The following is a 12,805-nucleotide window of genomic DNA, read 5'->3' on the forward strand; positions in this document are numbered from 1 at the left end:
TCCCACAATGGGTTTCGACCGCTTGGAGACGTCATGAACAAGGCGCCGTGCATGGTGTGGCTGCCCGCCGACCATCGCCTGCTGGGTGACCATGGGCACCAGATGCCCTTTCTGCTGCTGGGTGACAAATACGCGCGCGCCGTGAAGGTGGGTGCCAAGGCCCAGCCGGTGATGTTTCCGCTGGCCGACGCGGAACAGATCGACGAATTGCTGTCGCTGGTGGACGGGGTGATGCTCACCGGCTCGCCGTCGAACGTGCACCCCTCGCACTTCCAGGAAGAGGTGGCCGACCCCAGCCTGCCGCTGGACCCCGAGCGCGACCTGCTCACGCTGGCGCTGGTGAAGGCCTGTGTGCACCAGGGCGTGCCGCTGCTGGGCGTGTGCCGTGGCTTTCAGGAAATCAACGTGGCCCTGGGCGGCGCCTTGCACCAGCGGGTGCACGAGGTACCGGGCATGAACGACCACCGCGAACCCAAGAGCGCGCCACCCGACGAGCAGTACGCACCGCGCCATCCGATCCGCATCGCCGAAGGCAGCCCGTTTGCCGATTGGGCGGGCGGCACCTCAGCGCAGGTCAACTCGCTGCACGGCCAGGGCATTGCGCGCCTGGCCTCGGGCCTGGAGCCACTGGCCTGGGCGCCCGACGGCCTGGTTGAGGCCTTTGCCGTCAAGGGCGCGCGCACCTTTGCCTACGCCATGCAGTGGCACCCCGAGTGGCGCTGCTGGGAGACCCCGTTCTACGCCGCCATCTTCGATGCCTTCGGCCGCGCTTGCCGCCAGCGCATGAGCCTGCGCCTGCAGGCCAGCGACCTGGCGCGCAGCCAGCCCGGTTAGGTTCGCTCTGCTGATCCGTCATCATCCGTCCAGCATTGCGAACCCCCCACACAAGGAACCGGCCATGAGCGCCCCGAAGAACTTCAACGAACTCGAGAACTGGCTCAACGAACACCGTGTCACCGAGGTCGAGTGCCTGGTGCCCGACCTGACCGGCGTGGCGCGCGGCAAGATCCTGCCGCGCGAGAAGTTCACCGAAGACCGCGGCATGCGCCTGCCGCACGCCATCGTCGCCATGAGCGTGACCGGTGAGCAGCCGCCCAGCGGGCCCTACTACGACGTGGTGGAGCCCACCGACCGCGACATGCAATTGCGCCCGGACCCGAGCACGGTGCGCATCGTGCCCTGGGCCAGCGACCCGACTGCGCAGGTTATCCACGACTGCTTTGACGCCAAGGGCAAGCTGGTGCCGTATGCGCCGCGCAGCGTGTTGCGCCGCATCTGCGACCTCTACGCCGCCGAGGGCTGGGAGCCCATCATCGCGCCCGAGCTGGAGTTCTACCTGACCGCGCGCAACACCGACCCCAACACCTTGTTGCGCCCTCCCATCGGGCGCAGCGGTCGCGCCGAGACCTCGCGTCAGGCTTATTCCATCGACGCGGTCAACGAGTTCGATCCGCTGTTCGAAGAGATCTACGAGTACTGCAACCTCATGGGCCTGAACGTCGACACGCTGATCCACGAGATCGGTGCCGGCCAGATGGAGATCAACTTCTTCCACGACCACCCGCTGGGGCTGGCCGACGAGGTGTTCTTCTTCAAGCGCACGGTGCGCGAGTGCGCGCTGCGCCACGATATGTACGCCACTTTCATGGCCAAGCCCATCGCCGGTGAGCCGGGCAGCGCCATGCACATGCACCAGAGCGTCATCAACAAGGGCACCGGCCAGAACATCTTCAGCAACCCCGACGGCACGGCCTCCGAGGCCTTCTTCCACTACATCGGTGGCATGCAGCGCTACATCCCGGCGGCCATGGCACTGGTGGCGCCGTACGTGAACAGCTACCGGCGCCTGTCGCGCCACACGGCCGCGCCCATCAACATCGAATGGGGCCACGACAACCGCACCGTGGGCATCCGCTCGCCGATCGCCTCGCCCGAAGCGCGCCGCATCGAGAACCGCGTCATCGGCGCCGACGCCAACCCGTACGTGGCCATGGCCATGACGCTGGCCTGCGGCTACCTGGGCATCAAGAACAAGATCAAGCCCAAGCCCGAGATGAAAGGCGACGCCTACCTCTCGCCGTACTCGCTGCCACGCAGCCTGGGCGAAGCCCTCGACTGGCTGCGCCGCGAACCCGACCTGCACGACGTGCTCGGCAAGGAGTTCGTGACCATCTACACCGAGATCAAGGAACTGGAATTCGACGAGTTCATGAAGGTGATCTCGCCGTGGGAGCGGGAGCACTTGCTCCTGCACGTGTGATGACGAATGACGCTGCCGCTGCGCGCCAGGCGTGACGCGGCTTCGCCGCTTGACCTGTGCGCCCAACCGTCGCGTCTTCCCTGTCATCCGTCATGAGTGCGCGAAGCGCACGAGATCATCTGTCATCGACCGCAAGGACCGACCATGAACCACCCCACCCTCATCGCCCCGCCCGCCCTGGTCCGCCGCGCCGAACAGCAAGACACCCAGGCCATCCAGGCGCTCGACAGCGCGCACTACATCCACCCCTTCACCGACCACGGTGACCTGGCCACGCGTGGCTCGCGCGTGATCACCCACGGCGAGGGCATTTACGTCTGGGACTCCGAGGGTCACAAGATCCTCGACGCCATGAGCGGCCTGTGGTGTGTCAACGCCGGCTATGGGCGCAAGGAGCTGGCCGATGCGGCGTACCAGCAGCTGATGACGCTGCCCTACTACAACAGCTTCTTCCAGACCACCAACGTGCCGGCGGCCAGGCTGGCGGCCAAGCTCGCCTCGCTGGCGCCGGCGGTGAATGGACGCCGCTTCGACCACGTGTTCTTCTCCAGCAGCGGCTCGGAGAGCAACGACACCAACGTGCGCATGGTGCGCCGCTACTGGGACCTGCTGGGTCAGCCGCAGCGCAAGACCATCATCAGCCGGCACAACGCGTACCACGGCTCCACCATGGCCGGCGCGTCGCTGGGTGGCATGAGCGGCATGCACGCGCAGGGCGATCTGCCGATTCCCGGCATCGTGCACATCGACCAGCCGTACTTCTTCGAGAACGGCCAGCCCGGCGAGAGCGAGGCCGACTTCGGTCTGCGCGCTGCGCGCTGGCTCGAAGAGAAGATCCTCGCGGTCGGCCCCGACAAGGTGGCCGCCTTCATTGCCGAGCCGGTGCAGGGCGCCGGCGGCGTGATCATTCCGCCGGCCACTTACTGGCCCGAGATCCAGCGCATCGTCGACAAGTACGGCATCCTGCTCATTTCCGACGAGGTGATTTGCGCCTTCGGCCGCCTGGGCCACTGGTTTGCCTACGAGAAGTTCGGCTACCGCCCCGACCTGGTCACCTTCGCCAAGGGCGTGACCAGTGGCTATGTGCCGCTGGGCGGGGTGATGGTGGGCGACCGCGTGGCCAAGGTGCTGATCGAGCAGGGTGGCGAGTTCAACCACGGCTACACCTACAGCGGCCACCCGGTAGCGTGCGCGGTGGCGCTGGCCAATCTGGAGCTGATGGAGCGCGAGGACCTGCCCCGCAAGGTGCGCGAGGACATCGGCCCCTACCTGGCGCAGCGCTTTGCCGAGCTCAACGACCACCCGCTGGTGGGCGTGGCCGAGACCTGCGGCTTTGTGGGCGGCCTGGTGCTGGTCAAGGACAAGGCCAGCCGCGCGATGTACGACGGCGATCTCGGCGTGGGCATGATGTGCCGCGCCCACTGCTTCAAGAACGGGCTCATCATGCGCGCCGTGGGCGACCGCATGATCATTGCGCCGCCGCTGGTGATGACACGGGCGCAGATTGACGAGCTGATTGGCCTGATCCGCAAGTGCCTGGACGCCACACTGGCCGAGTTGCGCGAAAAAGGCCTGCACGCGTGACAGCAAGGGCGACAGGCGTGACCAGGGCCTGTTCACACTGTTTTTCCAAGATGCGTTGCGGATCAAAAAGGCCATGCGCAAGGCGCGAAACGCAGACGGGCCGTTGGCCCGGCGAGGCTTTGCAACGCGGCGCATGGCCTTTTTGGCCGCAACCCGCAGGGAACGGGGTGAAAACAGCGCCACTCTTCGTTGCACTCCTAGGCCAGGCGGCCAGCCTGGCCGTCGTCCCGCGCCTCGATTGGCGCTGTTTTCACCCTGTTCGCACTTGGAAAGACAGTGTGAACAGGCCCTAGAATGCCCGTCGATCCCTCTTTTGGGGCATTGCCTCGGCCAGGCACGCCTTCGGCGGGTCTGGAACTTGCATACCCCTGGCGGGTCATCAGCCGCTTTCCCCCTCGGCTGCGCAGTCCTGGTCCCAACCCCCCTCTCACTATGGAGTGAGCATCACCATGAAGAAGCACGTTCTGGTTCTCGCAATGGCGGCCGTGATGGTCGCCGCCTGCGGCAAGAAAGAGGAGCCCGCTCCCGCTCCCGCACCCGCCCCGGTGGCCACCGCCCCGGCACCGGCACCCGCCCCGGCGGGCCCGATGCTCGACGAGGAGAAGGTGCTCAACATCTACAACTGGCCCGACTACATCACCGAGACCATGGTGGCCGACTTCGAGAAGGAGTACGGGATCAAGGTCAACTACGACACCTTCGAGAACAACGAAGCGCTGCACGCCAAGTTGGTGGCTGGCAACTCGGGCTATGACATCGTCATCCCCACCGCCGGCTTCGCCAAGAAGCAGATCGATGGCGGCCTGTACCAGCCCATCGACAAGAGCAAGCTGACCAACTACGGCAACCTCGATCCGGACTTCATGGCCAAGATCGCCGGTGTCGACCCCGACAACAAGCACCTGGTGCCCTGGGCCTGGGGCTTCACCACCGTCGGCATCAACAAGCAGAAGGTCGCGAAGGCGCTGGGTACCATGCCCATGCCCGAGAACGCCTGGGACCTGGTGTTTGATCCCAAGTACGCCGACAGGCTGAAGTCCTGCGGCATCGCCTACCTCGACTCGCCCAGCGAGATCCTGCCGGTGGCGCTGCACTACGTCGGCAAGCCCGCGTACAGCGAGAACCCCGAGGACTTCAAGGCCGCGCTGGCCATGCTGATGAAGGTGCGCAAGGACGTGCGCCTGTTCTCCAGCACCATGATCGACGACATCGCCAGCGGCAAGGCCTGTGCCTTCATCGGCTGGTCCGGCGACATCAACATCGCCGGTGATCGCGTGAAAGAAGCCGGCGGCAAGGACGAGATCGTGCCGCTGCTGCCCACCGGCGGCGGGCTGGTGTTCATCGACACCATGGCCATCCCCAAGGACGCCAAGCACGTCAACAACGCGCACGTCTTCATCGACTACTACCTGCGCGCCGCCAACGGTGCCGCCATGGCCAACGAGCTGAACTACCCGACCGGCAACAAGGCCGCGCTGGCCGACATCAAGGACGAGGTCAAGGGCAACAACACCATCTTCCTGAGCCCGGAAGACACCGCCCGCCTGATCCCCACCGGTGGTTTCTCCAACGAAATCTCGGGTGCGCTCAACGACACCTACAACGCGTTCAAGCGCGGCAAGTAAGTCCGGCGCAACGCTCGGCAACGGGGCTGTTCATCCGCAAGGGTCGAACAGCCCTTTTTCATTTGAGGGATCTTCATGTCCGACAACAACGGCTTTCTGGTCACCGAGAAACTGGTCAAGCGCTTTGATGAGGCGGTGGCTGTCGACGAGGTGTCGCTGTCCATTCGCAAGGGCGAGATCTTTGCCCTGCTGGGCAGCTCGGGTTGTGGCAAGTCCACGCTGCTGCGCATGCTGGCCGGCTTCGAGACGCCGACCTCTGGGCGCATCCTGCTGGGGGGCCAGGACGTGGCCGCGGTGCCGCCGTACGAGCGGCCGGTCAACATGATGTTCCAGAGCTATGCGCTGTTTCCGCACCTGACGGTGTGGGAGAACGTGGCCTTCGGCCTCAAGCGCGAGGGCCTGCCCAAGGCCGAGATCCAGCAGCGCACCGATGAAATGCTGGGCCTGGTGCAACTGACACCGTTTGCCAAGCGCAAGCCACACCAGCTCTCGGGCGGCCAGCAGCAGCGTGTGGCACTGGCGCGCAGCCTGGCCAAGCGGCCCAAGCTGTTGCTGCTCGACGAGCCCCTGGGTGCGCTGGACAAGAAGCTGCGCGAGCAGACCCAGTTCGAGCTGGTCAACATCGTCGAGAAGGTGGGTGTGACCTGCGTGATGGTGACCCACGACCAGGAAGAGGCCATGACCATGGCCAGCCGCATCGCCATCATGAGCAAGGGGCGTGTGCTGCAGGTCGGCTCACCGGCCGAGATCTACGAGCACCCGGTGAACCGCTTCGTGGCCGACTTCATCGGCAATGTGAACCTGTTCGAGGGCAAGCTCGCGGTGGACGAACCCGACCGTTGCGCGGTCGATACCGGCATCGGCCAGATCCAGGTGGGCCACGGCATCACCGGCACCATGGGCATGCCGGTGGCCTTCGCGGTGCGACCCGAGAAGATCGAGATCAGCAAGGGCGCGCCGCCGTCCGACGCCGGCCCGAACGTGTTCAAGGGCAAGGTCAAGGAGATCGCCTACTTCGGCTCCTACAACACCTTCATCGTGCAGGCGGCCAACGGCCAGCGCGTGAAGATCACCGAGGCCAACACCTCGCGCCACGACCTCTCCGACATCACCTGGGAGGACGAGGTGAACTTCTGGTGGAACGACATCGCCGGTGTGGTGCTGAGGGACTGAGCCATGGCCTCGATCGCACTCCCCGGCAAGCGTTTCGTCATCGGCGTGCCCTTCGCGTGGCTGCTGCTGTTCTTCCTTCTGCCGTTTCTGATCCTGCTCTACATCAGCTTCGTGGACATGGGCGGCGACATCAGCCCGTTCAAGGCGCTGTGGGACCCGCAGACCGGCATCATCAGCCTCAAGTACGAGAACTACCTGGCGATCTTCCGCACCGAAGAAGGCGCGCCGCTGTTTCGCACGCTCTACATCGACTCCTACCTGCGCTCGATCTGGTACGCGCTGCTGACGGCCATCTTCTGCCTGTTGATCGGCTACCCCTTCGCCTACTTCATCGCGCGCTCGCCGGCCAGTATCCGGCCCGCTTTGTTGCTGCTGGTGATGCTGCCGTTCTGGACGTCGTTCCTGCTGCGCGTGTACGCGTGGAAGGGCCTCTTGGCCGACCAGGGCGTGATCAACCGCTTCATGATGTTCGTGGGCATCACCAGCGAGCCGATCCCCATGCTCTACACCAACATCTCGATGCTGGTGGGCATGACCTACGTCTACCTGCCGTTCATGATCCTGCCGCTCTACGCCAACCTGGTGAAGATGGATTTCCGCCTGCTCGAGGCGGCGTACGACCTGGGCACCGCGCCGTTCAAGGCCTTCTGGCTGATCACGGTCCCTTTGTCGAAGGCGGGCATCATCGCGGGCTTCATGCTGGTGTTCATTCCCTGCGTGGGCGAGTTCGTGATTCCCTCGCTGCTCGGCGGCCCCGAGAACTACATGATCGGGCGTGTGGTGTGGGACGAGATGTTCACCGCCAACGACTGGCCCAAGGCCACGGCGCTGGCCGTGGTGATGATCGCCATCATCGTCATACCGCTGGCGCTGTACTACAAGTACGCCGGTGATGCGGCCGAGTCGCGCTGAAGGGAGCCGCACATGAAACAACTGATCGAAAAGCACTTCGGCAAGGTCTGGTTGCTGGCGGTCTTCGGCTTTCTGTACCTGCCGCTGGGCTTCATGGTGCTGTTCTCGTTCAACAGCACCCGCACCGACGCACGCTTCACCGGCTTCTCGCTGCGCTGGTACGAATCGCTGCTCAACGACAGCAAGATCGTCGACGGCTTCTTCCTGTCGCTGCGCATTGCCGCCACCACCGGCGTGCTGTCGGCGATCCTGGCCACCTTCGCGGCCTTCGTGCTGGTGCGTTACCGCCGCTTTCTGGGCCGCACCATGTTCAGCGGCATGGTCAACGCACCGCTGGTGATGCCCGAAGTGATCATCGGCCTGTCGCTGTTGCTGCTGTTCGTGGGCTCGCAGAACCTGCTGGGCTGGCCGCAGCGCGGCATGTTCACCATCATCATGGGCCACACGCTGCTGGGCATGGCCTACGGCATGGTGGTGATCCAGAGCCGCTTGATGGAGATGGACCGTGCCATCGAGCAGGCCGCCATGGACCTGGGTGCGCGGCCGCACCAGGTGTTCTTCCTGGTCACGCTGCCCAACATCTTCCAGGCCATCCTGGCGGCGTTTCTGCTGGCGTTCACGCTGTCGTTCGACGACGTGGTCATCACCGAATTCCTCAGCGGCCCGGGTGTGAGCACCCTGCCGCAGGTGATCTTCGGTTACGCCCGCCGAGGCATCAACCCGACCATCTACGCGGCAGCGACCATCCTCATCATCACCGTGACCATCGTGGTGGTGAGCTACGCGGTGTGGGTGGCGCGCCAGACGCGCAAGCGCGAGCGGGAAATGGCGGCGGCGATCCGCAGCTGAGCGGCCAGTGGATGGTGCACCGGCCGGGAAAGTGGATGTTCCCGCCGGTGCTCAAGGGGCGTAGCATGGGGCCAATTTCCACGGCCTGCGGGCCACAACCGCGCCATTGCTGCCATGACCACCACCTCTCTCGACGCCCCGACCCAGACCTTCGACGGCCGCGCCTTCATCAACGGTGAACGCGTCGCCGCGCGCGACGGCCAGACTTTCGATTGCTTTTCACCGGTGGATGGCCGCTTGCTGGCGCCGGTGGCGCGTGGCCAGGCGGCCGACATCGATGCCGCGGTGAGCGCCGCGCGCGCCGCCTTTGAGGACCGCCGCTGGGCGGGCATGCCACCGGCCCGGCGCAAGCGTGTGATGCAGGCCTTTGCCGACCAGCTGCTCAAGCACGCGGACGAGCTGGCCCTGACCGAGACCCTGGACATGGGCAAACCGGTCAAGTACGCCCGCGCGGTGGACGTGAACAGCGCGGCCAACTGCATCCGTTGGTACGGTGAGGCCGTGGACAAGGTGTACGACGAGATCGCGCCCACGCCCGACACGGCGCTGGCGCTGATCACGCGCGAGCCGGTGGGCGTGGTCGGCGTGATCGTGCCCTGGAACTACCCCATGATCATGGCGGCCTGGAAGATTGCGCCGGCGCTGGCGGCGGGCAACTCGGTGGTGCTCAAGCCCAGCGAGAAGAGCCCGCTCACCGCGTTGCGCCTGGCCGAGCTGGCGCTGGCCGCGGGCATTCCGCCCGGGGTGTTCAACGTGGTGCCCGGCTTCGGCGCCGAGGCCGGCAGCCCGCTGGCGCTGCACATGGACGTGGACTGCATCGCGTTTACCGGCAGTACGCGCGTGGGCAAGCAGATCCACGTGATGGCCGGGCAGAGCAACCTCAAGCGCGCCTGGACCGAGCTGGGCGGCAAGTCGCCCAACATCGTGTTTGCCGATTGCCCCGACCTGGACAAGGCGGTCGAGGCCGCGGTCGGCAGCATCTTCTTCAACCAGGGCGAGAGCTGCAACGCCCCGTCGCGCCTGTTCGTCGAGGCGTCCATCAAGGAGGCCTTTCTGGAGAAGGCGCTCAAGATGGTGCCGCAGTACCAGCCGGGCAACCCGCTGGACAAGAACACGGTGATGGGCGCCATCGTCGACAAGGTGCAGATGGACACCGTGCTGCGCTACATCGACAGCGGCAAGAAGGAAGGCGCCAAGCTGCTCGCCGGTGGCGAGGCGGCCGAGCCGGTCAAGGGCGGCTGCTACGTGCTGCCCACGATCTTCGACGGTGTGAAGAACGACATGACCATCGCGCGCGAGGAGATCTTCGGCCCGGTGCTGTCGGTGCTGTCCTTCACCGACGCGGCCGACGTGGTCAAGCAGGCCAACAGCAACGTCTATGGCCTGCAGGCGGCGGTGTGGACGCGCGACATCAACAAGGCCCACGGCGTGGCGCGTGCGCTGCGGGCCGGCACTGTGCACGTGAACCAGTACGACGAGGACGACATCACCGTGCCCTTCGGCGGCTTCAAGCAAAGCGGCGTGGGTCGCGACAAGTCGCTGCACGCGTTCGACAAGTACACGGAAGTGAAGACGACCTGGATCCGGATCGATTCGCCGGTGTGACCGATGACGAATGATCTCGTGCTGCGCGCTCACGACCAATGACCGCGCGCTCGGGTACCTCAGTCATTTGTCATGCAGCGCGCAGCGCAAAGTCATTCGTCATCGTGAGAGGACAGCCATGAACGCCCCACAAAAGCCCGACAACCTGCAAGCCCCCCACACCAACGCCGCCTGGCATGCCCGCCGCCTGGCCGCCACACCGCGCGGTGTGGGCGTGTTCGGCGATTTCTTCATCGAGAAGGCGAAGAACGCCGAGTTCTGGGACATCGAGGGGCGGCGCTTCATTGATTTCGCGGGTGGCATTGCGGTGCTCAACACCGGGCACGTTCACCCCAAGGTGCAGGCCGCCATTGCCGCGCAGCTGCAGCGCTTCACGCACAGCTGCTACCAGGTGGTGCCGTACCCCGAGTACGTGGCACTGGCCGAGCGCATCAACGGCATGGTGCCGATCGAGGGGCCGGTGAAGACGGCCTTCTTCTCGACCGGTGCCGAGGCGATCGAGAACGCGGTGAAGATTGCGCGCGCGGCCACCGGGCGCAGTGGTGTGATCGCCTTTGGCGGCGCTTTCCATGGCCGCAGCCTGTTTGCGGTGTCGATGACCGGCAAGGTGCAGCCCTACAAGGCCGGCTTCGGGCCGTTCCCGCCCGAGATCTATCACGTGCCGTTTCCGATGCACGCCGACACCTTCGAGGAGGCCAAGCGCGCGATCACGCATCTGTTCAAGGCCGACATCGAACCCAGCCGCGTGGCGGCCATCGTGTTCGAGCCGGTGCAGGGCGAGGGCGGCTTCAACCCCATCCTGCCGGCGGCGGCCAAGTGGTTGCGCGAGCTGTGCGACCAGCACGGCATCCTGCTGATCGCCGATGAGGTGCAGACCGGCTTCGCGCGCACCGGGCGCATGTTCGCGATGGAGCACTATGGCGTGAGCCCCGACATCATGACCATGGCCAAAAGCATGGCCGGCGGCACCACGCTGTCGGCGGTGTGCGGCAAGGCCGCGGTCATGGATGGCCCGGCGCCGGGCGGCCTGGGCGGCACCTACGCGGGCAACCCGCTGGCGATCGCGGCCGCGCACGCGGTGATCGACGTCATGCAGGAAGAGCGTTTGTGCGAGCGTGCGCAGACCTTCGGTGACAAGCTGATCGCCCACCTGGGCGGGCTGCGCGGCAGTTACCCGCGCATCGGCGACATCCGCGGCCTGGGCGCCATGGTGGCCAACGAGTTTGTGGACCCCAAGACCGGTGCGCCCGATGCCGAGATGGCCAGACAAGTGCAGATGGCGGCGCTCAAGCGCGGCCTGCTGCTGCTCACCTGCGGCGTCAGCGGCAACGTGATCCGCTACCTGTTCCCGCTCACCATCGAAGACGCCTTGTTCGACGAGGCCTTGTCCATCCTGGACGCGGCCATCGCCGAGGTGGCCGCGTGAACGACCGCAGCGCGGACCCGGGCGCCCCCTTCGAGGCCCTGGAGGCGCGCGTGTCGGCGCTGCGCGCACAGGGCGTGCACTCGGTGCTGGCCACCTTCACCGACCTCGACGGCACACCCAAGGGCAAGCTGGTGCCGCTGGAGGGTCTGGCCGACGCGGTGGCGGTGGGCGCGGGCTTCGCTGGCCCCAGCATCGTAGGCACCGGGCTGCCGCGCATGGGCCCGCGCAGCGAGTACATGGGCCGCGTGCTGCCCGAGACGCTGCGCCCCTTGCCCTTCATGCCCGGGGTGGCGCACGCGGTGTGCGACGGCTTCGCCGGCGGCGAGCCGCTGGCCAGCGACCCGCGCCAGGTGCTCAAACGCCAGGTGGATCGCCTGGCCGCGCGCGGCTGGACGCTGTGGGTCGGCATCGAGCCGGAGTTTTTCCTGCTGCGCCGTGGCGACGGTGGCCGCTGGGTGGTGGCCGATGCGCAGGACACGCTGGCCAAGCCCTCGTACGACCTGCGCGCCATCGGGCGCAACCTGGGTTTTCTGGACGAGATGCGCCAGACCCTGTCGGCGCTGGGCTTCGGTCTGCAACAGATGGACCACGAGGACGCCTGCGGGCAGTACGAGATCAACTACCGCCACGACGCCGCCTTGGCCGCGGCCGATCGATATCAGCTGTTCAAGCTCAGCGCCCACGCGGTGGCCGAGCGCCATGGCCTGCAGTTCTCGACCATGCCCAAGCCGCTGGCGGGTGCGCCGGGCAGCGGGCTGCACTTTCACTTGAGCCTGACCGATGCGCATGGCCTGCCGCTGATGGCCGACGGCGCAGGCGCCTTGGGCCTGAGCGAAACGGGTTGGCGCTTTGCCGCCGGATTGCTGGCCCACGCCGATGCGCTGGCGGCGGTCTGTGCGCCCACGGTGAACAGCTACAAGCGGCTGGCCGCCAGCCGCAGCGCCTCGGGCACCACCTGGTCGCCGGTGTGGAAGGCCATCGGCTACAACAACCGCACCTGCCTGTTGCGCGCGGTGGCGGGGCGCCTCGAGTGGCGCCTGCCCGACCCCAGCTGCAACGTCTACCTGGCCCTGGCTGCCACGCTGGCCGCCGGGCTCGATGGCATGGATGCGGGGCTGACCGCACCCACGCCGTGCGACGACGACCTGTACGAGCGCCACGCTGCTGGGCTGCCCGTGCCGGACCGTTTGCCGCGCGATCTGCACGACGCCTTGCTGGCCCTGCAGAGCGACGCAGTGGTGACGGGCGCGCTGGGCGAAGACGCCACCCGCGAGTTCGTGCAACTCAAGGCAGCCGAGTGGGCGGCCTTTCACGCGCAAGTGAGCGACTGGGAACTGCAGCAGTACGCCGCGCGGTGATCGGGGTCCTGAT

10 protein-coding genes are annotated in these 12,805 nt (G+C 66.3%); all 10 read left to right on the forward strand.

What is annotated here, in order from left to right; genetic code table 11:
• Positions 1–33 precede the first annotated feature (33 nt).
• The 10 genes from KF871_RS03335 to KF871_RS03380 all read left to right on the forward strand — a co-directional run bounded on the left by KF871_RS03335 (position 34) and on the right by KF871_RS03380 (position 12,792).
• Entirely contained in the window at positions 34–834 is an 801-nt protein-coding gene (locus tag KF871_RS03335; protein WP_291138297.1) for a gamma-glutamyl-gamma-aminobutyrate hydrolase family protein, read from the forward strand.
• A gap of 64 nt (positions 835–898) precedes the next feature.
• Positions 899–2,260: a glutamine synthetase family protein gene (locus tag KF871_RS03340; RefSeq protein WP_291138299.1), complete on the forward strand. Its 1,362-nt coding sequence runs from the start codon at positions 899–901 to the stop codon at positions 2,258–2,260.
• Between the two features lie 144 nt (positions 2,261–2,404).
• Positions 2,405–3,844 carry an aspartate aminotransferase family protein gene (locus KF871_RS03345; protein WP_291138302.1) on the forward strand — a complete coding sequence of 480 codons (1,440 nt, stop codon included), beginning with the start codon at positions 2,405–2,407 and terminating at the stop codon, positions 3,842–3,844.
• Positions 3,845–4,293: 449 nt separating this feature from the next.
• Positions 4,294–5,469 (forward strand): extracellular solute-binding protein, encoded by a 1,176-nt coding sequence (locus KF871_RS03350; protein ID WP_291138304.1) that lies wholly within the window; start codon positions 4,294–4,296, stop codon positions 5,467–5,469.
• A 75-nt stretch (positions 5,470–5,544) separates the two neighbouring features.
• Complete coding sequence (locus KF871_RS03355; RefSeq protein WP_291138307.1) at positions 5,545–6,642, forward strand: polyamine ABC transporter ATP-binding protein; 1,098 nt, start codon at positions 5,545–5,547, stop codon at positions 6,640–6,642.
• A gap of 3 nt (positions 6,643–6,645) precedes the next feature.
• Positions 6,646–7,554, forward strand: a complete 909-nt coding sequence (locus KF871_RS03360) for an ABC transporter permease (protein WP_291138310.1) — start codon at positions 6,646–6,648, stop codon at positions 7,552–7,554.
• Positions 7,555–7,566: 12 nt separating this feature from the next.
• On the forward strand, positions 7,567–8,403 hold the full coding sequence (locus tag KF871_RS03365; RefSeq protein ID WP_291138313.1) for an ABC transporter permease: 837 nt from the start codon (positions 7,567–7,569) through the stop codon (positions 8,401–8,403).
• Between the two features lie 114 nt (positions 8,404–8,517).
• Positions 8,518–10,008, forward strand: a complete 1,491-nt coding sequence (locus tag KF871_RS03370) for an aldehyde dehydrogenase (RefSeq protein ID WP_291138316.1) — start codon at positions 8,518–8,520, stop codon at positions 10,006–10,008.
• A 118-nt stretch (positions 10,009–10,126) separates the two neighbouring features.
• On the forward strand, positions 10,127–11,434 hold the full coding sequence (gabT, locus tag KF871_RS03375; RefSeq protein WP_291138318.1) for a 4-aminobutyrate--2-oxoglutarate transaminase: 1,308 nt from the start codon (positions 10,127–10,129) through the stop codon (positions 11,432–11,434).
• Complete coding sequence (locus KF871_RS03380; RefSeq protein ID WP_291138320.1) at positions 11,431–12,792, forward strand: type III glutamate--ammonia ligase; 1,362 nt, start codon at positions 11,431–11,433, stop codon at positions 12,790–12,792. The genes gabT and KF871_RS03380 overlap by 4 nt, the downstream gene beginning before the upstream one ends.
• Positions 12,793–12,805: the final 13 nt, after the last annotated feature.

This window comes from Hydrogenophaga sp., from assembly GCF_019635465.1.
In the GTDB taxonomy this organism is placed as follows: domain Bacteria; phylum Pseudomonadota; class Gammaproteobacteria; order Burkholderiales; family Burkholderiaceae_C; genus Hydrogenophaga.